The sequence below is a fragment of the Pseudomonas sp. IT-P100 genome, from assembly GCF_949767185.1.
GTDB lineage: Bacteria > Pseudomonadota > Gammaproteobacteria > Pseudomonadales > Pseudomonadaceae > Aquipseudomonas > Aquipseudomonas fluorescens_B.
In genome coordinates this window covers 61,985-83,187 of sequence record NZ_CATKQK010000008.1, presented here as the reverse complement: position 1 = coordinate 83,187, position 21,203 = coordinate 61,985, and the positions used below count along the sequence as shown (strand labels likewise).

The window sequence follows — 21,203 nt, the reverse complement described above, 5'->3', positions numbered from 1 at the left end:
TGGCTCTGTGCTGCTGCGGCGCGGAGTATCGCATAAGTGGGCGCGTTGTTCGCCTGCTGTTTATCGACAGGCACAAACTCTTTCAATGAATCTGCTCAAATCGTTGGCCGCCGTCAGCTCTATCACGATGCTTTCCCGGATTCTGGGGTTCGTCCGTGACACCCTCATTGCGCGTACATTTGGCGCGGGGATGGCGACGGACGCCTTCTTCATCGCCTTCAAACTGCCCAATCTGCTGCGCCGGATCTTCGCCGAAGGGGCTTTTTCCCAGGCATTCGTGCCGATTCTTGCCGAATATAAAAACCAGAAGGGCGAAGAGGCGACGCGCACTTTTGTTGCCTACGTCTCCGGTCTGCTGACGCTGGTGCTCGCCCTGGTCACTGCACTGGGCATGCTCGCGGCGCCATGGGTAATCTGGGCGACCGCGCCAGGTTTTACCGACACCCCGGAAAAATTCGAGCTGACCGCCAACCTGTTGCGGGTGACCTTTCCTTATATATTGCTGATCTCCCTGTCTTCGTTGGCCGGGGCGATTCTCAACACCTATAACCGCTTCTCGGTGCCGGCCTTCGTGCCGACCTTGCTCAACGTCAGCATGATCATCTTCTCGGTGTTCCTGACGCCGTACTTCGATCCACCGGTCATGGCACTGGGCTGGGCGGTCCTGGCAGGTGGCCTGGCACAATTGCTTTACCAGCTGCCGCACCTGAAAAAAATCGGCATGCTGGTGCTGCCGCGCCTGAACTTGCGCGACAGCGGTGTCTGGCGGGTCATGAAACAAATGCTGCCGGCGATTCTCGGCGTTTCGGTGAGTCAGATTTCGCTGATCATCAACACCATTTTTGCCTCGTTCCTGGTTGCCGGTTCCGTGTCGTGGATGTATTACGCCGACCGCTTGATGGAATTGCCATCCGGGGTCCTGGGCGTGGCGTTGGGCACGATTCTGCTGCCGACCCTGGCCAAGACCTATGCCAGCAAGGACCGCGCCGAGTATTCGCGGATTCTCGATTGGGGCCTGCGCCTGTGCTTCATGCTGGTGTTGCCGTGCTCGCTGGCGCTGGGGATTCTGGCCGAGCCGCTGACGGTTTCACTGTTCCAGTACGGCCAGTTCAGCGCGTTTGATGCCTCCATGACCCAGCGGGCGCTGATCGCCTATTCGGTCGGTTTGCTCGGAATTATTGTGATCAAAGTGCTGGCGCCCGGCTTTTATGCGCAACAAAACATCCGTACCCCGGTGAAAATCGCGATTTTCACGTTGATCGTCACGCAGTTGTTCAACCTGGTGCTGATTGGCCCGCTGGCCCATGCCGGTCTGGCGCTGGCGATCAGCGCTGGTGCCTGCATCAACGCCGGGTTGCTGTTCTATCAACTGCGCAAGCAGCAGATGTATCAGCCGCAACCAGGCTGGGCGAAGTTTGGCGGCAAACTGGTGGTCGCGGTTGCGGTGATGTCTGCGGTGTTGCTGGCCGGAATGCACTTTATGCCGGCCTGGGATCAGGGCCACATGCTTGAGCGATTCCTGCGGCTGGGCGCTCTGGTAGGGGCTGGCGTGGTCTCGTATTTCGGCATGTTGCTATTGATGGGCTTCCGTTTGCGCGACTTCAATCGCAAGGCGTTGAGCTGAGGCTTCGGCCTCGATAAACACGGGCGGGGCGGCGGTTTTGTCGGCTCGATCACTTTGGGTTACGGTGTTGCCTGTCGTCGGCCGCCGGGTGTGGTTATAATCGACCACTTTATGAGCAAGAAGCGCGTTATGCAGCTGGTTCGAGGCCTCCACAACCTGCGCCCCCAGCATCGGGGCTGTGTCGCCACTATTGGCAACTTTGACGGTGTTCACCGTGGCCACCAGGCTATCCTGGCGAGGCTGCGTGAGCGAGCGCTCGAGTTGAGCGTACCCAGCTGCGTGGTGATTTTCGAGCCGCAGCCGCGGGAGTTTTTCGCCCCGGATACGGCACCGGCCCGTCTGGCTCGTCTGCGAGACAAACTGCAGCTGCTGGCTGACGAAGGTGTCGACCGGGTTCTGTGCCTGGCCTTCAACCAGCGCCTGAGCAAGCTCAGTGCCAGTGAGTTCGTCGATACCATTCTGGTGGACGGCCTCGGCGTCCAGCACCTTGAGGTCGGTGACGACTTCCGCTTCGGCTGTGACCGGGTAGGGGATTTCGATTTCCTGCAACAGGCCGGCGTCATGCAAGGCTTCACTGTCGAAGCGGCGCAAACCGTTGAGCTGGAGGGTATTCGCGTCAGCAGCACGCAGGTGCGAAATGCCTTGGCCGCTGCAGATTTTGCCTTGGCCGAACGCCTGCTCGGTCGTCCGTTCCAGATTACCGGGCGCGTGTTGCACGGCCAGAAGCTGGCGCGCCAACTGGGTACGCCCACCGCCAACATTCAACTCAAGCGTCGTCGTGTGCCGTTGTCCGGGGTTTACCTGGTCGACATCGACATCGACGGCAAGACCTGGCCAGGCGTCGCCAATATCGGCGTGCGGCCAACGGTCCAAGGGGATGGCAAGGCCCACCTCGAAGTCCATCTTTTAGATTTTGCCGGCGATCTGTATGACCGGCGTTTGACGGTGGTTTTCCACCAAAAGCTGCGTGAAGAGCAGCGTTTCGCCTCTCTGGAGGCGCTTAAGACGGCGATCAATGCGGATGTCGCCGCCGCCCGTGCCCTGTCGCACCTAGCGCCAATCGCTAATGAAGAGCCATAAATGACCGACTATAAAGCCACGCTAAACCTTCCGGACACCGCCTTCCCAATGAAGGCCGGCCTGCCTCAGCGCGAACCGCAGATTCTGCAGCGCTGGGACAGCATTGGCCTGTACGGTAAGTTGCGCGAAATTGGCAAGGATCGTCCGAAGTTCGTACTTCACGACGGTCCTCCGTACGCCAACGGCACGATTCACATCGGTCATGCGCTGAACAAGATCCTCAAGGACATGATCATTCGCTCGAAGACCCTGTCGGGTTTCGACGCGCCTTATGTTCCGGGCTGGGATTGCCACGGCCTGCCGATCGAGCACAAAGTCGAAGTGACCCACGGCAAGAACCTGGGCGCGGACAAGACCCGCGAACTGTGCCGTGCCTACGCCACCGAGCAGATCGAAGGCCAGAAGTCCGAGTTCATCCGCCTGGGCGTGTTGGGCGACTTCGCCAACCCGTACAAGACCATGGATTTCAAGAACGAGGCCGGTGAAATCCGCGCGCTCGCCGAAATCGTCAAGGGCGGTTTCGTGTTCAAGGGCCTCAAGCCTGTGAACTGGTGCTTTGACTGCGGTTCGGCCCTGGCTGAAGCGGAAGTCGAGTACGAGAACAAGAAGTCCTCGACCATCGACGTGGCGTTCCCGATTGCCGATGAAGCCAAACTGGCTGCCGCTTTCGGTCTGTCGTCCCTGGCCAAACCGGCTTCGATCGTGATCTGGACCACCACCCCGTGGACCATCCCGGCCAACCAGGCGCTGAACGTTCACCCGGAATTCAACTACGCCCTGGTCGATGTCGGCGACAAACTGCTGGTGTTGGCTGAAGAGCTGGTCGAATCCTGCCTGGCCCGTTACAGCCTGGAAGGCTCGGTCATCGCGACCACCACCGGTAAAGAACTGGAACTGATCAACTTCCGTCACCCGTTCTACGATCGCCTGTCGCCGGTTTACCTGGCCGACTACGTTGAACTGGGCGCCGGCACCGGCGTGGTTCACTCCTCGCCGGCCTACGGTGTAGACGACTTCGTGACCTGCAAGAAATATGGCATGGTCAACGATGACATCATCAATCCGGTTCAAAGCAACGGCGTTTACGTACCGTCGCTGGAGTTCTTCGGCGGCCAGTTCATCTGGAAAGCCAACCCGGCCATCGTCGACAAACTGACCGAAGTCGGTGCGCTGCTGCACACCACCATCATCGAACACAGCTACATGCACTGCTGGCGTCACAAGACTCCGTTGATCTATCGCGCCACCGCGCAGTGGTTCATCGGCATGGACAAAGAGCCTGCGACCGGCGAAACCCTGCGCAAGCGGGCGATCAAAGCCATCGAAGACACCAAGTTCGTTCCAGCCTGGGGCCAGGCGCGCCTGCACTCGATGATCGCCAACCGTCCGGACTGGTGCATCTCCCGTCAGCGCAACTGGGGCGTGCCGATCCCGTTCTTCCTGAACAAGGAAAGCGGCGAACTGCACCCGCGTACCGCCGAGCTGATGGAAGAAGTCGCCAAGCGCGTCGAAGTCGAAGGCATCGAAGCCTGGTTCAAGATGGACGCGGCCGAGTTGCTCGGTGACGAAGCGCCGCAGTACGACAAGATCAGCGACACCCTGGACGTCTGGTTCGATTCGGGCACCACGCATTGGCACGTCCTGCGCGGTTCGCACCCGATGGGCCACGAGACCGGCCCGCGTGCCGACCTGTACCTGGAAGGTTCGGACCAGCACCGCGGCTGGTTCCACTCGTCGCTGCTGACCGGTTGCGCCATCGACAACCACGCGCCGTACCGCGAGCTGCTGACCCACGGTTTCACCGTGGATGAGTCCGGTCGCAAAATGTCCAAATCGCTGGGCAACGTGATCGCACCGCAAAAGGTCAACGACACACTGGGCGCCGACATCATGCGTCTGTGGGTCGCTTCTACCGATTACTCGGGTGAAATGGCGGTGTCCGAGCAGATCCTGCAACGCAGTGCGGACGCCTACCGGCGGATCCGTAACACCGCGCGGTTCCTGCTCTCCAACCTGACCGGTTTCAACCCGGCCACCGACATCCTGCCGGCCGAAGAAATGCTCGCGCTGGACCGTTGGGCCGTGGACCGCACGCTGCTGCTGCAACGCGAGCTGCAAGAGCACTACGGCGAATACCGCTTCTGGAACGTCTACTCCAAGATCCACAACTTCTGCGTGCAGGAGCTGGGCGGTTTCTACCTCGATATCATCAAGGACCGTCAGTACACCACTGGCGCCAACAGCAAGGCCCGCCGTTCGGCGCAAACCGCGCTGTACCACATCTCCGAAGCGCTGGTGCGCTGGATCGCGCCGATCCTCGCGTTCACCGCCGACGAACTGTGGGAATACCTGCCGGGCGAGCGCAACGAATCGGTGATGCTCAACACCTGGTACGAAGGCCTGACCGAACTGCCGGAAAACGTTGAACTGGGCCGCGCCTACTGGGAGCGGATCATGGCGGTGAAGGTCGCTGTGAACAAGGAAATGGAAATCCAGCGCGCGGCCAAGGCCGTCGGTGGCAACCTGCAAGCCGAAGTGACGCTGTTTGCCGAAGACGCGCTGAGCGCCGACCTGGCCAAGCTGAGCAACGAACTGCGCTTCGTGCTGATCACCTCGACCGCCAGCGTTGCACCTTTTGTTCAGGCACCAGCGGACGCGGTAGTCACCGAAGTCAGCGGCCTGAAGCTGAAAATCGTCAAGTCGGCCTTCGCCAAGTGCGCCCGTTGCTGGCACTGCCGTGAAGACGTCGGCGTGAATCCGGAGCACCCGGAAATCTGCGGTCGTTGCGTCGACAACATCAGCGGCGCAGGCGAGGTTCGTCACTATGCCTAATGCCATTGGCCGTTTCGGACGGCTGGGCTGGCTCTGGTTGAGTTTGCTGGTCCTGGTCATCGACCAGGCCAGCAAGTTCTACTTTGAAGGCTCGCTGAAGATGTATCAGCAGATCGTGGTGATTCCCGATTACTTCAGCTGGACCCTGGCCTATAACACCGGTGCGGCGTTCAGCTTCCTGGCCGACAGCTCGGGCTGGCAGCGCTGGCTGTTTGCCCTGATCGCGGTCGTGGTCAGTGCGGTGCTGGTGGTGTGGCTCAAACGTCTGGGGCGCAACGAAACCTGGCTGGCCATTGCGCTGGCCCTGGTACTCGGTGGCGCGCTGGGCAATCTGTATGACCGCATTGCCCTGGGCCATGTGATCGATTTCATTCTGGTGCATTGGCAGAACCGCTGGTACTTCCCGGCGTTCAACTTTGCCGACAGTGCGATTACTGTGGGTGCGGTGATGCTGGCGCTGGACATGTTCAAATCCAAGAAAACCGGAGAAGCCGTTCATGACTGAACAGGTATTGGCTGAGCAACGCATCCGCCAGAACACGGAAGTCACCTTGCACTTTGCACTGCGCCTGGAGAACGGCGACACCGTCGACAGCACCTTCGACAAAGCCCCGGCGACCTTCAAGGTCGGCGACGGTAACCTGTTGCCAGGTTTCGAAGCGGCCCTGTTCGGCTTCAAGGCGGGCGACAAGCGTACGCTGACGATTCAGCCGGAAAACGCTTTTGGTCAGCCGAACCCGCAAAACGTACAGATCATCCCGCGCTCGCAGTTCAAAGACATGGAACTGTCACCGGGTTTGCTGGTGATCTTCAACGATGCGGCCAATACTGAGCTGCCTGGCGTTGTGAAAGAGTTCGATGACGAGCAAGTGACCATCGACTTCAACCATCCGCTGGCTGGCAAGACATTGACCTTTGATGTCGAGATCATCAGCGTCAAATCGCTGTAGATGCTTTTCTGTGGGAGCCGGCAAGCCGGTTCCTGCAATGATTTAATTTTCTTGCGCGCAAGACACGAGGCACAGCATGCAAATCAAACTCGCCAACCCCCGTGGCTTCTGCGCCGGTGTGGACCGGGCGATCGAAATCGTCAACCGCGCCCTGGAAGTCTTCGGGCCGCCGATCTATGTGCGCCACGAAGTGGTACACAACAAATTCGTCGTTGAAGACCTGCGTGCTCGCGGCGCGATCTTCGTCGAGGAGCTGGATCAGGTGCCTGACGACGTCATCGTGATCTTCAGTGCCCACGGCGTTTCCCAGGCTGTACGCACCGAAGCTGCCGGCCGTGGCCTCAAAGTGTTCGACGCGACGTGCCCGCTGGTGACCAAGGTGCACATCGAAGTCGCGCGTTACAGCCGCGATGGCCGTGAATGCATTCTGATCGGCCACGCCGGTCACCCGGAAGTCGAAGGCACCATGGGCCAGTACGATGGCAGCAATGGTGGCGCGATCTATCTGGTCGAGGACGAAAAAGACGTTGCCGCGTTGCAGGTTCACAACCCCGAAAAACTGGCGTTCGTCACCCAGACTACCCTGTCCATGGACGATACCAGCCGCGTCATCGACGCCCTGCGTACGCGCTTTCCGGCGATCGGTGGTCCGCGCAAGGACGACATCTGCTACGCGACGCAAAACCGCCAGGATGCAGTCAAGCAACTGGCTGACGAATGCGATGTGGTGTTGGTGGTCGGCAGCCCGAACAGCTCCAACTCCAATCGCCTGCGTGAGCTGGCCGAGCGCATGGCCACCCCGGCCTACTTGATCGACGGCGCCGAAGACCTGCAAAAAAGCTGGTTCGATGGTGTCGAGCGTATCGGCATCACCGCGGGCGCTTCCGCTCCGGAAGTGCTGGTGCGTGGCGTGATTCAGCAACTGCAGGCCTGGGGCGCCACCGGTGCCGATGAGCTGGCCGGTCGTGAGGAGAACATCACGTTCTCCATGCCTAAAGAGTTACGCGTTCGTTCGCTGCTTTGATTTTTCTCCTTTCTCGCACAATGCCTGTGCCGTCTTATCGCTGCGCAGGCTGACGCGACCGGTTGCGGCCAGCACCACCTGAAGCTGGCTCACCGGCGCACGAGCATCGCAAAGGTGCAACGTTCCGGCTTGAAAAGCTTTTTTGGGCATCAGCGGCTCACCCAGACTGCTGAAACGTATGTATCGCCTGACCCACCAATTGCCGACAATCGGCACCCCGGTGCCGCTCGCGTGCTCGACCACAACCGGGTTGCTGCGATCCTCCGACCCTTTTCCACTGATGTCGAGAATGATTCGCCAGCCCTGACCCCAATCGCCGTTGATGCCGTGAATCACAACGCTCTGATTGCGCGAGATAGCGAGGGTTCTGGCATTGCGTATACCGTTGATCAACGACTGCGCTGCTACTTCTCGATGGTTCGATTCCGTAAGCGCTGCGAACGCCGGACTGACCAAATGCAGAACAATTCCGACAATCATCAGTCCCATGAGCAGTTCAACCAGACTGAAACCCTGCTGGCGCATGAAATCTCCCTCCCTGGAATGCGGTGGCCCGCGCAATCCTTGCGCGAGTAATGGCAAAACAACCGAACATCTGTCGGTCGAATGTTCTAGCGTGTAACAGCAGGTATAGCCGACGGCAACGGAGGGCACCGATGGGTCATCGTACAAAAGGTTTCACGCTGATCGAGTTGCTGGTCGCGCTCGCGGTCTTTCTGATCCTGATTACCCTGGCGGTGCCGGCGTTTACCCGTTCGGTGCAAGGCACCAAGGCAGACACCGAGATCGGCGATCTGCAGCGAGCTTTGAATTTCGCCCGACTCGAAGCCATCGACCGCGGCATTACTACCCGGGTGCGGCCAACGGCCGGCGGTAGCGTCTGGACCGGGGAACTGGCGGTCTACGACAGTACTGGCACGCCGGCCAATGTATTGCGGGTTGTTCCAGCGATGAGCAGCGGCGCGACTCTGACACTAACCTCAGGAGTGACCGCCATCGATTTCAACAATCTGGGGGGGCTGTCGGCACCGTCCACGACGGTGGTGATCAGCTATGTACTGGGGGCGCAAAGCAGGACGCTGAATGTGTGTTTGAACGGACGAATTCTATTGGGTGGAAGTTGCGGATGAGGGGATGGAGCAAGCGTGCACAGGAGGGCATGACGCTGATCGAGGTGCTGGTGGCGTTGTTGATTCTGAGCGTGGGCCTGTTGGGGGCGGCGGCGTTTCAGCTCAATGCGCTGAAGTACACCGACAGCTCGCGGATGACCAGCCAGGCCAGTTTCATCGCCTACGACATGATGGACCGCATCCGCGCCAACTCCGGCGCCGATTACACCGTCACGCCGCCGACGTCGGGCAACCTGAGTGTCGCGCGGGATCAGGACCTGTACGACTTCACCTCCAACATCGTCAATTTCCTCGGCAGCACCGCCACGGGCAGCGTCACGCTCAATCAGCGCGTGTACACCATCACCATCACCTGGGACGACTCCCGGGCAGCCAACACCGCCAATTCCCGCCGCAGCTTTGTGCTGACCAGTCGTGCCGCGGTCGATCCGGTGTCGACGCCATGAGCCGGCTCAACAGAGGTTTCGGCCTGATCGAAATGCTGATCGCCCTGGCGTTGAGCCTGGTCGTGGTACTCGGCGTGGCGCAGGTTTTTATCGCCGCCAAGAACACCTACGTCAGTCAGAACGCGGCGGCGAACATACAGGAAGATGCGCGTTTCGTGCTGAGCAAGATGATTCAGGAAATCCGCATGGTGGGGATGTTTGGTTGCCTGGGGACGATTACCGATGCCAGCGCGGGGGGAAGTTTTTATCTCAGCCAGGTAGCGCCGATCAGTTGGGACAATGCCACGCTCAAGCTGACCCTGGTGACGGCCGATGTGGGAGCAGGCGGCGGTACGCCGACCTGGACGGTGGTTTCCGATTGCCGAAACACGGCGACGGCTTATTCCAATGTGCAGTCTCCTGCGACGGGACAGCTGGCGTTTCCGATTCGGCGGCTGATCTACAGCCTCAAGAACGGGCAATTGACGATGGGCACTGGCATCGGGACGCCGGCTCAGGCGGTACTTATCGACAATGTCAGCAAATTCGACGTGAGCTTCGGTCTCGCTGCGTCGGCCACCGATACCGCCGCTTCCAGTTACAGCCCCAACCCATCCGACCCTGCGCGAATCCGTAGCGTGCGCCTGACACTGACGCTGAGAGATCCGGACAGTCGCGTTCGCGAGCAAACCTTCAACGCGGTTGCAGCATTGCGCAACCGCCTGCCATGAGGGGAGGGCCGATGAATTTCTCTTCCGTGACCTCTCACACCCAGCGCGGCATGGCGTTGCTGGTCAGCCTGGTGTTCCTACTGTTGCTGACCCTGATCGGCATTTCATCGATGCAGAACGCCACCCTCCAGGAAAAAATGGCCACCAGCGTGACCCTGCGCAATCAGTCGTTCCAGATCGCCGAAGCTGCGTTGCGCATCGGTGAAAGTGCGGTGCAACTGAGTACTTATACGTTGCCGGTTTGCAGCGGCAATCAATGTTTGCCGCCCGCCGAGTCATCGACCATCACGGCTGCCGGTCTCAATTCCACTTCGGGGGTCACCTGGATCGCCGCCGCCAACGGTTTCTACGGGGTGCAGAACATCGGCACCACGTTGAACGCGGTGAATGTCCCGAGCAACACCTCTGCGACGCTTTATCGGGTCACGGCAGTGGCCATCGTCGGCAATAACGTTCGCAGTGTGGTGGAGAGTATTTATGCGAAGTACTGAAAGACGCGCCGGGTGGTGGCGACTGTTGTGTGGCATGTTGTCAGGGCTTTATCTTTCAGCGCCGGCGTATGCATTCACACCCTCCGACTCACCGCTGTTGAGCGCTGCCGCAGTGCCGCCAAACGTGATGTTGTTGATTGATAATTCGGGGAGCATGAACAGCATCATTTATGCCCCGAAATTTGATCCGACAGCCACCAATTGGACACCGGCGAGGGAGTGCAATCTTTTCCTGGGGTCTTGCTTCAGCTCGAATTCACCCGCCATCACCGACGACTTGGTATTTCTTTCAAGCCTCCCGAGATCGGGCTGCTCCAGTGGCTACAACGCGTTCTACAACAACAGTTTCACGCCCTTGTGCATCAAATTGCCCGATCCGGCAGGTAACGGCGATACGCGATACTCCGCTGCCTATATTTCCTACGTCGTCAGCTTGGCCAATGGTCGGAACACCGATTTTTCGACGGCCACCTCAAGCATTCCCACCGAATCTCGTATCAGTGTTGCACGCAGTGTTGCCATCGATCTGGTCAACACCAACCGCACGCTTCGAATGGGGCTGGCGACTTTCAATGGCGTAACCAGTAACAACAGCGGCAACGGCGGCTACATCGCTCTTCCCATCGATGACGTGACCACGGATGCAAAAGCCAAAGCGTTGACTGACTCGATTGGCGCTTTGAGGGCCATTGCGAATACTCCGCTGGCCGAAGCCTACTACGAAGTCACCCGTTACATGCGCGGGATTACACCGTATTACAACGGTACGCCCAGCACCTACAGCAGCCCGATTCAGTATCGTTGCCAGAAAAACTATGGGGTGGTCGTCACCGATGGTTTACCCACGTTTGATCGGACTTTTCCCGGCAATGACCCGCAGGCAATTGCCACCAATGGCCCCCGACTGCCCAATTGGGACAGGATCAGTAACGATGGCGATAATCCCCTGACTGGCGATAAAGAGGGGGACTCCCTTTTTCTGGACGACATTGCCAAATTCGCCTTCGACATCGACATGCGCGGTGCGGGTGTCGATTTGTCGAAAAAAAGCTGGGACTCTCCGGACTTTCAGAAGCAAAACATGAATACCTACACCGTTGGTTTCACGACCGCTAACAAGATGCTGGAAGATGCCGCCACGTATGGGCAGGGCAAGTATTATCAGGCGACCGACAGCGACGAACTCAATACCGCTCTGTCCTCCGCTCTGAGCGAAATCACGTCCAAGGCTGGATCCGGCGGCAGTGGCACCACCAGCAGTTCCATCGTCGGTGTCGGTTCCTCCTACTATCAGACCAGCTACGACCCCAAGGACTGGCGAGGTGCGATCAAGTCCTATGGGATTACCGCCACCGGCTCGGTGAATACCGCAGCGGTGCTCTGGACTACCGACACGGCCATCGTCCCCGGCGCCACCGCGCCCGTTTACCAATCCTGGAACTCTGCGAGCAACGCGCCGATCACTTTGGCCTTCACCAATTTTGCCCCGGCGCAGCAGACGCTGCTGGGCCAGAGCCTGCCCACCGGTATCACCGGCGCCGATCTGGTGGAGTGGAGCAAAGGCACCAACAAAACCGGCTTGAAAGTGCGCAGTGTGCTGCTCGGCGATATCATCAACTCGCCACTGGTGCTGGCCTCGCCGACGGAAAAAACCGCGTCCGACCTGACGGGCGACACCAGCTACAGCACCTATCTGGCTACAAAAGCCATCAACATGAAAAGTAGCCTGGTGGTCAACGGCAATGACGGTTTTGTCAGTGTCATCGACAACGGTAACGGTGCCAGGCGCTATGCCTACATGCCTTCCAGTGTCTTGCCATCGCTGCGCTATATCGCCGATACCGCTTACATCAACGGCGTCAGCCACAAGTTTCTGGTCGACGGTCAGGTCGGCGTATTCGATGCACAACTTAACAGCGCCTGGAAAACCCTGGCGCTCGGCGGGACCGGGGCGGGTGGCAAGACTTTTTACGCGCTGCAGTTGTTCGACGCGTCGCCCAGTAACGTGATCAAGGCGTTGTGGGAAATCAGTGCTCCCGCGACTGCAGATCCGGCGAATGTTTTCAATGATCTGGGTTATGCCTACGCCCGTCCGGAAGTGGCACGCTTGTCGAATGGGCGGTGGGCAGCGTTCATCTCCAACGGCTATGGCAGCAACTCGGGCGTGGCAGCGTTGTACGTGGTGGATGTCCTTGATGGGTCGCTGATCAAGAAAATCGTGGTCGACAGTACGGAGACTACCAACGGCTTGTCGTCGGTGAAGCTCAAGGTCAACTCGCAGAATGTGGTGCAGGCCGCCTATGGTGGCGACCTGAAAGGAAGGCTGTGGAAATTTGATTTAAGCGGCGCCAGCACGGACACCTGGGGCGTAGCGTTTTCCGGCAAGCCGCTGTTCACCGCAGCAGGTGGTGCCACGCAGCCGATCACCGCGCAGCCATTGCTGGCGGACAACTCCCTGGGCGGCAAAGTGGTGTTTTTCGGCACCGGCAAATTCAACGAGACCATCGACAAGACGAACAAGGATTTGCAGGCGTTTTATGCGGTGTGGGATGCGGAGGGCGGTTCCGGGCAGATCACCACGGCCAGTTTGCAGATCCAGTCGGTGACGGGCGTGTTCTCGGGAAGCTCGGGACAGTTCATCACTACCAGCCAGAGCGAAGTGACTTATCCGTCGGAGAAGGGCTGGTACTTGCCTCTGGTCTATAACAGCGTATTGACCGGTGAGCGGGTGATCAATCAGGCGTCTCTGGTGCTGGGGCGAATCGTATTTACCACCGCCAACGTCGACACCACGGACCCTTGCGCCAGTTTCGGCACCGGCAAACTGGTCGAACTGGATGCGTTCAGCGGTAAGATGCTCAACTACGCGGTACTCGACACCAACGGCGACGGGTTAGTCGACAGCAACGATGTGTTGTCCAGTGGTGTGATCTCTACGGGCGGTATTCCGATGTTGAACGCCATCGTCAACGGTGGAACTGGTAAGTTCTTGGGTGATACCAGTGGTGCGGTGGTCAGGCTTGTTGAAAAAGGCGGCGGCGGCAGCCGTCGCATCATGTGGCGACAAATTCAGTAAGTGAGAGTTGAGGCATGCGCAGATCCAACCGAGGTTTTACCCTGATCGAAATCATGATCGTGATTGCGATCATCGGGATCGTCATCACCATTGGCTACCCGAGCCTCACCGAATACGTGAAAAAGGGGCGTCGGGCTGAAGTGGCGGGTCTGCTCTCCGAGCAGGCGCAAATTCTCGAACGGTTTTACTCGAAGAGTAATGTCTACACCGGTGCCACCGGCCTGAGCACCGGCAATGACTATTACACGATCACCCCGGCCCTGACCGACCAGACCTTCCTGCTGACCGCGACACGCAAGGCCGGCAGCATGGCCACTGACAAGTGTGGCGACTTCACTATCACCAACACCGGTGTCAGAAGCATGGTCGGAGCAAAGACCGGGCTGACCACCAAGGATTGCTGGGGACGCTGAGTTTCTTTTTCGGGCGCCTTTTGCGCCCTCTGTCTACTTAAGGTTTGGATCGGAACATGACCATGCAACAGCAAGTGGTGATTGTCGGCGGCGGTGTGATTGGCTTGATGACGGCGTTCAATCTCGCGTCCGAAGTGCAGAGTGTTGTGCTACTGGACCGTTCGAATGTCGGTCAGGAATCGTCCTGGGCGGGCGGAGGCATCGTTTCCCCACTTTACCCATGGCGCTACAGTCCGGCGGTCACCGCGCTGGCCCATTGGTCCCAGGATTTTTATCCACAGCTGGGCGAGCGGCTGTTTGCCGCGACCGGGGTTGATCCCGAGGTTCACACCACCGGTCTGTACTGGCTGGATCTGGATGATGAGGCCGAGGCGCTCGCCTGGGCCGAGCGGGAAAACCGTCCGCTGCGGGCTGTGGATATCTCGGCGGCGCACGATGCCGTGCCGGTACTGGGCGCCGGTTTCTCTCGGGCGATCTACATGGCCGACGTGGCCAATGTGCGCAATCCGCGGCTGGTGAAATCCCTCAAGGCTGCTTTGCTGGCGCTGCCGAACGTGACGATTCACGAGCAGTGCGAGGTCAGCGGGTTTATTCGTGAAGGCGATCACGTCGTCGGCGTGCAGACTTCGACGGGGGCCATCCACGGTGATCAAGTGGTGCTGACGGCTGGCGCCTGGAGTGGTGATTTGCTCAAAAGCCTGGGGCTGGAGCTGCCGGTCGAGCCTGTGAAAGGGCAGATGATTCTGTACAAGTGCGCGGCGGACTTCCTGCCGAGCATGGTGTTGGCCAAGGGGCGTTACGCGATTCCTCGCCGGGATGGCCACATTCTGATTGGCAGTACGCTGGAGCATGAAGGCTTCGACAAGACACCGACCGCGTCTGCGCTGGAGAGCCTGAAGGCTTCTGCGGTGGAGCTGATTCCAGCGCTGGCGGAGGCGGAGGTGGTCGGGCACTGGGCCGGGCTGCGACCGGGTTCGCCGGAGGGGATTCCCTACATCGGCCGGGTGCCGGGGTTCGATGGGTTATGGCTCAACTGCGGGCATTACCGCAACGGGCTGGTGCTGGCGCCGGCGTCGTGCCAGTTGTTTGTGGATGTGATGTTGGGCAGGGCGCCGATCATTGATCCGGCGCCGTATGCGCCAGCCGGGCGGATCTGACAGCAGATCAAAAGATCCCTCAATCCAACCCGAATTTCTTCAGCCTGTAGCGCATCGACCGAAACGACAAATTCAACCGCTGAGCCGCCGCCGTGCGGTTCCAGCGGGTTTCCTCCAGGGCCTGGAGGATGAGTTTGCGTTCGACGTTATCCAGATAGACCTCCAGATTGTCGATCTGCGTCAGGTCCTGCACCCCACTGTCTGCGGTGCAGTTGCCTTCGGCCAGTCGCAGGTCGCTGGCTTCGATCTGCTTGTTTTCACACAAAGTGTGAGCCCGTTCGAGCATGTTCTCCAGCTCGCGCACGTTGCCCGGAAAACGATAGTTTTTCAGCGCTTCCAGGGCTTGCGGTTGGAGTTTCGTGGCGGGCTCGCCGGCGCGGGCTGCCAGACGCATGAGAACATGGCTGGCCAACGATTCAATGTCGTCGCGGCGTTCGCGCAAGGGCGGAACACGTAGTTCGATGACGTTGAGCCGGTAGTACAAATCCTGGCGAAAGCGTTCGGCGGCGACTTCGGCGGCGAGGTCTTTGTGAGTGGCGCAGAGGATGCGCACATCGACCACGGTTTCCTGTTGCCCGCCCACGCTGCGAACGGCTTTTTCCTGAATCGCCCGCAACAGTTTGACTTGCATCGCCAGCGGTAAATCAGCCACTTCGTCGAGGAACAGCGTGCCGCCATGGGCTGCCTGGAACAATCCGGGTTTGTCTTCGATGGCGCCGCTGAAGCTGCCTTTGCGATGCCCGAAAAATTCGCTCTCCATTAGCTCCGACGGGATTGCCCCGCAGTTCACCGGGATAAACGGCTGGTTGGCGCGTGACCCTTGTTCATGGATCAGCCGGGCGACCAACTCCTTGCCGCTGCCGGACTCGCCGCTGATGTACACCGGCGCCTGACTGCGGGCCAGCTTGTCGATCTGTTTACGCAAATTGCGCATGGGCAACGAGTCGCCCAGCAAACGACGATCGACGGTGGCGCCTGGCGCGGGCATACGCAGTGCACTGGTGACCAGTTCGCGCAGGCAAGCGAGGTCCACCGGTTTGGTCAGGAAGTCGAAAGCACCAGCCTTGAGCGCGTTGATCGCCGTTTCCAGGTTGCCATAAGCGGTGATCATGGCAACCGGCAGTTGGGGATAGCGTTGCTGAATGTGTTGCACCAGCTCAAGGCCGGTGCCGTCCGGAAGACGCATGTCGGTCAGGCACAGATCGAATGTTTCACGCTTCAACAAGGTCTGGGCTTCGCCAAGGTTGCGGGCGCTGAACGTGTCGAGTTTCATTCGTCCCAGGGTGATTTCCAGGAGTTCGCGGATATCCGGTTCGTCGTCGACGATCAGGACTTTTTGCTGGGGGCTGGTGTTCAACTCTGTTTCCGTCCGTGAGCAAAGGTGATGCGAAAGCAGCCGCCGCCTTGGCGTGGCTTGAAGTCTAGGCGGGCCTGGTTGCTTTCGCACAGTTCACGGGACAGATAAAGCCCCAGACCTGTGCCTTGGGCGCTGGTGGTGAAAAACGGTTCGAACAGATGCACCTGCTGATCCGGCGCCACACCGGCGCCATCGTCCAACACTTCGATGATGGGCAACTGGGTGTCGGGGTCGATGAACAGATCAAGCCAGACCTGCGCCTGATCATGGGTTTGAGCACTGTGGCGCCAGGCATTGCGCAGCAGGTTGTCGAGAATCTGGGTCAACTGGTTCGGGTCCATCAGGGTTTTGAAGTCGCCCGAGCCGATATGCAGATGAATTTTTTGGCGGTCGAGCGCGCCTTCGCGACTTTCTGCAACGAATTGTTCCAGCCACGGCTTCAGATCGAGCCGTTGCGGCGCGGTTTGTTGGCGGCGGGACAGTTGCAGGACGTTTTCGATAACCCGATTCATACGCTGAGAGTGATCTTGAATAATCTGGGTCAGACGTCGGTCCGCGCCGTTCAGTTCCTCGGATTCCCGCAATAGCTGGGCGGCATGACTAATGGCGCCCAGCGGATTGCGTATTTCGTGGGCGATACCGGCAGTCAGGCGGCCAAGGGCGGCGAGTTTCAGTTGTTGAGCCTGTTGGGCGATTTGCGCGAGGTCTTCGAGAAACACCAGGGTCTGGTGGTGCGGGCTTTGGTCCAGCGCAATGAAGCTCGGTTGCAATTCCAGGCCGCTGCTGGTGATTTTCAGGCTTTGGGGGCGCAGCGTCGGGTTATTCCGCCACAGTTGCAGGCGCTCGACGAGAGCGGGTGAGCAGTCATCGATCCTTCGGCCTTCGAGGTTGTCCCGGCCCAGCAGGGCCTGGGCGCTGTGATTGGCCAGTTGCACTCGCCGCTGTTCGTCGAGCACCAGGATGCCGGTGCGCATGCGCTGCAGGATCAACGCATTGAGGGCTTCCAGGCCCACGACTTCACTGGCCCGTTGCTCGGCGAGGGTTTCGCTGACTTCCACCCGCTGGATCAGCCCTTGCACCAGCAATGCCGCGGCAAAACACAGCGCACCGAGCGTACCGACTTGCAGGTAATCGTTAGGGGTGGCGGGATGGCTGAAGCTCAGCAGAAAACTCAGCCCGACGATGCCGAGTGCGCCGACGGCGGCAATCAGCAGGCCGATACGACTTCGCAACAAGGCATTGCTGATGGCCACCGAGACGATCAGCAGGTTGCCAATGGCGCTGGCGACACCACCGGCGGCATAGAACAGGCCGCACAGCAGCAGGACATCGATCAGCGCCAGGCTGAACAGTTGTGCCGGACGGCGGGTGTTCTCAAGGAAGACCACCAGCAGAATGTTCAGGACCAGATACAACCAGCTGCCACTGCGCAACAGGTCGTCATTGGAATAGGTCAGCAACTGGTTGTCGAGGTTGCTGGAGATCAGCAGCACCAGGGTGATGCCGACACTTAAACGGTAGAGATGATAAAGGCGCAGCAGTCGCTGGGCCTGTTTGCTGCCGGGACTGGACGTCTCAGCGATCACGGGTGCTTGGGCCTTGCTCAAGGTGAGCCTGGCTGCAATACCATTGTTGTTGAAGGCTCAGCGCGCGGTCGCGGGGCAGGTGGACGCCACACTGGGCGCAGCGGACCATGGGCGCTGCTTCCAGTTCGGCAGAGGACTTGGGCACAGAGGGTTGAGCCTTGAACTTGCGCCAGAACCATACCGCAACGGCAATCAGGGCGATCCAGAACAATAGACGAAGCATGGTGAGCTGCTTTATGACGAGTGATTCTGCAGTTTAGCCAAGGACATGACGGGCGCACAGCGTAATAAATCGCGGAAATAAAAAGGGAGACTCAAGCGTCTCCCTTTTTGCACAACCCGGTGTGTCAGTCGAACACGCCGAAGGTCATGTAGCTGAACCACGAGCGGTCGCTGTTGTTGGCTTCGGACTCGTGTTCCTCTTCTTCGATCACGTCGCCATTTTCATCTTTAGGCTTGAGATCGTTCGGAATCGCGTCCTTGGCGTCCTGGAATTGCTTCTGTACGTCCTGGTTGGCGCGGGTTTCGCCCGGCGGCAGCGGTGGACGGGACTCGATCAGGCCCAGGGTGGCCTTGCTCAGCCACGAACGGTTGTCGGCTTCGTCTACCGTCGGCACGAACTGACCGTCCACCAGGGTTGGATGGTTCGGGTAGTTGAGCTTGAGTGTTTCGAGGCTGGTGGCCGCCAGGTCGTCCAGGTGCAGACGCTGGTAGGCTTCGGTCATGATCGCCAGGCCGTCACCGACCGATGGGGTTTCCTGGAAGTTTTCCACGACGTAACGGCCACGGTTCGCGGCAGCGACATAGGCCTGACGGGTCAGGTAGTAGTCGGCGACGTGAATCTCGTAGGCTGCCAGCAGGTTGCGCAGGTAAATCATGCGCTGCTTGGCGTCCGGCGAGTAGCGGCTGTTCGGGAAGCGGCTGGTCAGCTGGGCGAACTCGTTGTAGGAGTCACGCGCAGCGCCCGGGTCACGCTTGGTCATGTCCAGCGGCAGGAAACGCGACAGCAGGCCGACGTCCTGGTCGAAAGAGGTCAGACCCTTGAGGTAATAGGCGTAATCCACGTTCGGATGCTGTGGGTGCAAACGAATGAAACGCTCGGCGGCAGACTTCGCAGCCTCAGGCTCGGTGTTCTTGTAGTTGGCGTAGATGAGCTCGAGTTGAGCCTGATCGGCGTAGCGACCGAACGGATAACGCGACTCCAGCGCCTTCAGCTTGGCTGTGGCGGCGGTGTAGCTATTGTTGTCCAGATCGCGCTGTGCCTGCTGGTACAGCTCGACTTCGCTCAGGTTTTCGTCTACGACTTCCTTCGATGAGCAAGCAGCGGTCAATGCGAGGATGGCGATCAGCAGCAGGTGTTTCACTTGCATGGCGGCTTGCGTCCCTATGACGGCCGCTGTCTTGGGCGGGGCCGTCCTGTTATGATGAGCGCCCCGTTGAATAGCCTCGGGGCAAAAGACGCCGTATTTAACCACAAGCGCGCAGCCGAAACCAAAGGCTGTGCCGACGCCTAGTCCGAGCATGTCCGATAAAATTGAACTTCGCGCAGAGGTGCCGTCCGAATTGGGCGGCCAACGCCTCGATCAAGTCGCCGCACAATTATTCGCTGAGCACTCGCGCTCGCGCCTTTCCGCCTGGATCAAAGACGGCCGCCTGACTGTGGATGGGGCGGTAATCCGCCCGCGAGACATCGTTCACGGTGGCGCCATTCTTGAGCTGACTGCCGAGCAGGAAGCTCAGGGCGAATGGATCGCTCAGGACATCGAGCTGGACATCGTCTATGAAGATGACGACATCCTCGTGATCAACAAGCCTGCGGGCCTGGTGGTGCATCCTGCCGCCGGCCACGCTGACGGCACCTTGCTCAACGCCTTGCTGCACCACGTGCCGGACATCGTCAATGTGCCCCGCGCCGGTATCGTGCATCGCCTGGACAAGGACACCACCGGTCTGATGGTTGTGGCCAAGACCATTCAGGCGCAGACGCAGCTGGTTACACAGTTGCAGAGCCGCAGCGTCAGCCGGATCTACGAGTGCATCGTGATCGGCGTGGTGACGGCGGGTGGCAAGATCAATGCGCCGATTGGCCGTCACGGCCAGCAACGCCAGCGCATGGCCGTGATGGAAGGTGGCAAGCAAGCCGTCAGCCATTACCGCGTGCTCGAGCGTTTCCGCTCCCACACTCACGTGCGGGTGAAGCTGGAAACCGGTCGTACGCACCAGATTCGGGTGCACATGTCCTACATCAACTTCCCGTTGGTCGGAGATCCTGCCTACGGCGGTCGTTTCCGAATCCCGCCAGCCGCCAGCCAGACCATGGTCGATTCCTTGAAGACGTTCCCGCGCCAGGCGCTGCATGCGCGGTTCCTGGAGCTGGATCACCCGACCACTGGTGTGCGCATGAGCTGGGAATCGCCACTGCCGGACGACTTCGTCTGGTTGCTGACCCTGCTCAAGCAAGACCGCGAGGCGTTCATCGGATGAGTGACTGGCTGATTCCCGACTGGCCTGCGCCTGCCGGGGTGAAAGCCTGTGTGACCACCCGTGCGGGCGGCGTCAGTCTGGCGCCGTTCGACAGCCTCAACCTCGGCGATCACGTCGACGACAGCCCCGACGCTGTTGCCGAGAATCGCCGTCGCCTCACCGATCATTTCTCTATCCAGCCGGCCTGGTTGAAGCAGGTTCACGGCATTGTCGTGGCTCACGCGGACCCAGGCGTTGTGGCAACTGCCGATGCCAGCTGGACGGCGACGCCCGGCATTGCCTGCGCGGCGATGACGGCGGATTGCCTGCCAGCATTGTTCTGCGACCGTGCCGGCACTCGTGTCGCAGCCGCCCATGCCGGTTGGCGCGGGCTGGCGGCGGGTGTGCTCGAAGCGACGCTCGACACGCTGGCCGTGCCATCGGAAGAAGTGCTCGTCTGGCTCGGTCCGGCCATTGGCCCTCAAGCCTTTGAAGTCGGCCCGGAAGTGCGCGAAACCTTCGTCGAGCAACTGCCTGAAGCCGCCAAAGCCTTTGTGCCCAGTGCAAATGCCGGCAAGTTCATGGCCGATATCTACGAACTGGCGCGCTTGCGTCTGGCTGTTCGCGGCGTTACCGCTGTTTATGGCGGCGGTTTCTGCACCGTAACCGATCCGCGCTTCTTTTCTTACCGCCGCAGTCCACGCACTGGTCGGTTTGCCTCCCTTGTCTGGCTGGAACGCTAGACTTCTCTGATCTACATCAACTGTACGACGCTTGAAACTCCCAGAATCGACCGCATCTATAACGGTATCTGGCAGGTTTCTTCATTCAGGATGTTTTATAGGTCCGGCCTGCTCAAAAGGA

At 59.7% G+C, this 21,203-nt stretch carries 21 protein-coding genes; 15 read left to right on the top strand and 6 right to left on the bottom strand.

All coding sequences use genetic code 11. The annotated features are described in order from the left end of the window. Positions 1-85 precede the first annotated feature (85 nt). Positions 86-1,624 carry a murein biosynthesis integral membrane protein MurJ gene (murJ, locus tag ACM6IQ_RS06605; RefSeq protein ID WP_017340855.1) on the top strand — a complete coding sequence of 513 codons (1,539 nt, stop codon included), beginning with the start codon at positions 86-88 and terminating at the stop codon, positions 1,622-1,624. Here the strand turns inward: murJ and ACM6IQ_RS06600 are convergent. Next, positions 1,574-1,837 (bottom strand): hypothetical protein, encoded by a 264-nt coding sequence (locus ACM6IQ_RS06600; protein ID WP_414878338.1) that lies wholly within the window; start codon positions 1,835-1,837, stop codon positions 1,574-1,576. The two genes, murJ and ACM6IQ_RS06600, sit on opposite strands and share 51 nt — an antisense overlap. Between ACM6IQ_RS06600 and ribF the strand changes: the two genes are divergently transcribed. The 5 genes from ribF to ispH all read left to right on the top strand — a co-directional run bounded on the left by ribF (position 1,754) and on the right by ispH (position 7,510). After that, the gene (gene ribF / locus ACM6IQ_RS06595) at positions 1,754-2,704 is read left to right on the top strand and encodes a bifunctional riboflavin kinase/FAD synthetase (RefSeq protein WP_414878319.1); all 951 of its coding nucleotides are present in this window, start codon (positions 1,754-1,756) and stop codon (positions 2,702-2,704) included. The two genes, ACM6IQ_RS06600 and ribF, sit on opposite strands and share 84 nt — an antisense overlap. Then, positions 2,705-5,536, top strand: coding sequence for an isoleucine--tRNA ligase (ileS, locus tag ACM6IQ_RS06590; RefSeq protein WP_017340853.1), 2,832 nt, complete (start codon positions 2,705-2,707; stop codon positions 5,534-5,536). Next, positions 5,529-6,041, top strand: a complete 513-nt coding sequence (gene lspA / locus ACM6IQ_RS06585) for a signal peptidase II (protein ID WP_017340852.1) — start codon at positions 5,529-5,531, stop codon at positions 6,039-6,041. The genes ileS and lspA overlap by 8 nt, the downstream gene beginning before the upstream one ends. A 7-nt stretch (positions 6,042-6,048) precedes the next feature. Beyond that, entirely contained in the window at positions 6,049-6,486 is a 438-nt protein-coding gene (gene fkpB / locus ACM6IQ_RS06580; RefSeq protein WP_193393009.1) for an FKBP-type peptidyl-prolyl cis-trans isomerase, read from the top strand. A gap of 76 nt (positions 6,487-6,562) precedes the next feature. After that, a complete protein-coding gene (ispH, locus tag ACM6IQ_RS06575; RefSeq protein ID WP_214378885.1) occupies positions 6,563-7,510 on the top strand; it encodes a 4-hydroxy-3-methylbut-2-enyl diphosphate reductase in 948 nt (315 codons plus the stop codon). On the opposite strand, the gene ACM6IQ_RS06570 is transcribed toward ispH, so the two are convergent. Next, positions 7,487-8,035 (bottom strand): GspH/FimT family pseudopilin, encoded by a 549-nt coding sequence (locus ACM6IQ_RS06570; RefSeq protein ID WP_414878318.1) that lies wholly within the window; start codon positions 8,033-8,035, stop codon positions 7,487-7,489. The genes ispH and ACM6IQ_RS06570 overlap by 24 nt on opposite strands. 131 nt (positions 8,036-8,166) lie before the next feature. Here ACM6IQ_RS06570 and ACM6IQ_RS06565 point away from each other — a divergent pair, with 131 nt between their 5' ends. Genes ACM6IQ_RS06565 through thiO form a run of 7 tightly spaced genes read left to right on the top strand, consistent with a single transcriptional unit; the run spans position 8,167 to position 14,933 of the window. Next, positions 8,167-8,640: a GspH/FimT family pseudopilin gene (locus tag ACM6IQ_RS06565; RefSeq protein WP_017340848.1), complete on the top strand. Its 474-nt coding sequence runs from the start codon at positions 8,167-8,169 to the stop codon at positions 8,638-8,640. Further along, the gene (gene pilV / locus ACM6IQ_RS06560) at positions 8,637-9,086 is read left to right on the top strand and encodes a type IV pilus modification protein PilV (RefSeq protein ID WP_017340847.1); all 450 of its coding nucleotides are present in this window, start codon (positions 8,637-8,639) and stop codon (positions 9,084-9,086) included. The genes ACM6IQ_RS06565 and pilV overlap by 4 nt, the downstream gene beginning before the upstream one ends. Further along, complete coding sequence (locus tag ACM6IQ_RS06555; RefSeq protein ID WP_414878317.1) at positions 9,083-9,796, top strand: PilW family protein; 714 nt, start codon at positions 9,083-9,085, stop codon at positions 9,794-9,796. The genes pilV and ACM6IQ_RS06555 overlap by 4 nt, the downstream gene beginning before the upstream one ends. Before the next feature lie 11 nt (positions 9,797-9,807). Then, positions 9,808-10,287, top strand: coding sequence for a PilX N-terminal domain-containing pilus assembly protein (locus tag ACM6IQ_RS06550; RefSeq protein ID WP_017340845.1), 480 nt, complete (start codon positions 9,808-9,810; stop codon positions 10,285-10,287). Beyond that, positions 10,274-13,363, top strand: a complete 3,090-nt coding sequence (locus tag ACM6IQ_RS06545; protein WP_414878316.1) for a pilus assembly protein — start codon at positions 10,274-10,276, stop codon at positions 13,361-13,363. The genes ACM6IQ_RS06550 and ACM6IQ_RS06545 overlap by 14 nt, the downstream gene beginning before the upstream one ends. A 14-nt stretch (positions 13,364-13,377) precedes the next feature. Beyond that, positions 13,378-13,776, top strand: coding sequence for a type IV pilin protein (locus ACM6IQ_RS06540; RefSeq protein WP_414878315.1), 399 nt, complete (start codon positions 13,378-13,380; stop codon positions 13,774-13,776). A gap of 56 nt (positions 13,777-13,832) precedes the next feature. Further along, a complete protein-coding gene (thiO, locus tag ACM6IQ_RS06535) occupies positions 13,833-14,933 on the top strand; it encodes a glycine oxidase ThiO (RefSeq protein ID WP_017340842.1) in 1,101 nt (366 codons plus the stop codon). A 19-nt stretch (positions 14,934-14,952) separates the two neighbouring features. Here the strand turns inward: thiO and ACM6IQ_RS06530 are convergent, their stop codons facing one another. From ACM6IQ_RS06530 to ACM6IQ_RS06515, 4 genes are all read right to left on the bottom strand, one after another. Then, the gene (locus ACM6IQ_RS06530) at positions 14,953-16,290 is read right to left on the bottom strand and encodes a sigma-54-dependent transcriptional regulator (protein WP_017340841.1); all 1,338 of its coding nucleotides are present in this window, start codon (positions 16,288-16,290) and stop codon (positions 14,953-14,955) included. Further along, on the bottom strand, positions 16,287-17,876 hold the full coding sequence (locus ACM6IQ_RS06525; protein ID WP_414878314.1) for a sensor histidine kinase: 1,590 nt from the start codon (positions 17,874-17,876) through the stop codon (positions 16,287-16,289). Before ACM6IQ_RS06525 ends, ACM6IQ_RS06530 begins: the two co-directional genes overlap by 4 nt. Continuing rightward, entirely contained in the window at positions 17,866-18,099 is a 234-nt protein-coding gene (locus ACM6IQ_RS06520) for a PP0621 family protein (RefSeq protein ID WP_017340839.1), read from the bottom strand. Before ACM6IQ_RS06520 ends, ACM6IQ_RS06525 begins: the two co-directional genes overlap by 11 nt. Positions 18,100-18,223: 124 nt before the next feature. Continuing rightward, the gene (locus ACM6IQ_RS06515) at positions 18,224-19,246 is read right to left on the bottom strand and encodes an outer membrane protein assembly factor BamD (protein WP_414878313.1); all 1,023 of its coding nucleotides are present in this window, start codon (positions 19,244-19,246) and stop codon (positions 18,224-18,226) included. A gap of 151 nt (positions 19,247-19,397) precedes the next feature. On the opposite strand from ACM6IQ_RS06515, the gene rluD reads away from it, so the two are divergent. After that, positions 19,398-20,360 carry a 23S rRNA pseudouridine(1911/1915/1917) synthase RluD gene (gene rluD, locus ACM6IQ_RS06510; protein ID WP_017340837.1) on the top strand — a complete coding sequence of 321 codons (963 nt, stop codon included), beginning with the start codon at positions 19,398-19,400 and terminating at the stop codon, positions 20,358-20,360. Then, positions 20,357-21,082, top strand: coding sequence for a peptidoglycan editing factor PgeF (gene pgeF, locus ACM6IQ_RS06505; protein WP_414878312.1), 726 nt, complete (start codon positions 20,357-20,359; stop codon positions 21,080-21,082). The genes rluD and pgeF overlap by 4 nt, the downstream gene beginning before the upstream one ends. Positions 21,083-21,203: the final 121 nt, after the last annotated feature.

Excerpts from the sequence above, each read along its gene's own strand:
- murJ (WP_017340855.1), top strand. The coding sequence starts at position 86 with ATGAATCTGCTCAAATCGTTGGCCGCCGTCAGCTCTATCACGATGCTT.
- ACM6IQ_RS06555 (WP_414878317.1), top strand. The coding sequence starts at position 9,083 with ATGAGCCGGCTCAACAGAGGTTTCGGCCTGATCGAAATGCTGATCGCC.
- ACM6IQ_RS06545 (WP_414878316.1), top strand. The coding sequence starts at position 10,274 with ATGCGAAGTACTGAAAGACGCGCCGGGTGGTGGCGACTGTTGTGTGGC.
- ACM6IQ_RS06515 (WP_414878313.1), bottom strand. The coding sequence starts at position 19,246 with ATGCAAGTGAAACACCTGCTGCTGATCGCCATCCTCGCATTGACCGCT.
- thiO (WP_017340842.1), top strand. The coding sequence starts at position 13,833 with ATGACCATGCAACAGCAAGTGGTGATTGTCGGCGGCGGTGTGATTGGC.
- lspA (WP_017340852.1), top strand. The coding sequence starts at position 5,529 with ATGCCTAATGCCATTGGCCGTTTCGGACGGCTGGGCTGGCTCTGGTTG.
- ACM6IQ_RS06520 (WP_017340839.1), bottom strand. The coding sequence starts at position 18,099 with ATGCTTCGTCTATTGTTCTGGATCGCCCTGATTGCCGTTGCGGTATGG.
- ribF (WP_414878319.1), top strand. The coding sequence starts at position 1,754 with ATGCAGCTGGTTCGAGGCCTCCACAACCTGCGCCCCCAGCATCGGGGC.
- rluD (WP_017340837.1), top strand. The coding sequence starts at position 19,398 with ATGTCCGATAAAATTGAACTTCGCGCAGAGGTGCCGTCCGAATTGGGC.
- ACM6IQ_RS06570 (WP_414878318.1), bottom strand. The coding sequence starts at position 8,035 with ATGCGCCAGCAGGGTTTCAGTCTGGTTGAACTGCTCATGGGACTGATG.
- pgeF (WP_414878312.1), top strand. The coding sequence starts at position 20,357 with ATGAGTGACTGGCTGATTCCCGACTGGCCTGCGCCTGCCGGGGTGAAA.
- ileS (WP_017340853.1), top strand. The coding sequence starts at position 2,705 with ATGACCGACTATAAAGCCACGCTAAACCTTCCGGACACCGCCTTCCCA.
- ACM6IQ_RS06550 (WP_017340845.1), top strand. The coding sequence starts at position 9,808 with ATGAATTTCTCTTCCGTGACCTCTCACACCCAGCGCGGCATGGCGTTG.
- ACM6IQ_RS06565 (WP_017340848.1), top strand. The coding sequence starts at position 8,167 with ATGGGTCATCGTACAAAAGGTTTCACGCTGATCGAGTTGCTGGTCGCG.
- ispH (WP_214378885.1), top strand. The coding sequence starts at position 6,563 with ATGCAAATCAAACTCGCCAACCCCCGTGGCTTCTGCGCCGGTGTGGAC.
- ACM6IQ_RS06540 (WP_414878315.1), top strand. The coding sequence starts at position 13,378 with ATGCGCAGATCCAACCGAGGTTTTACCCTGATCGAAATCATGATCGTG.
- pilV (WP_017340847.1), top strand. The coding sequence starts at position 8,637 with ATGAGGGGATGGAGCAAGCGTGCACAGGAGGGCATGACGCTGATCGAG.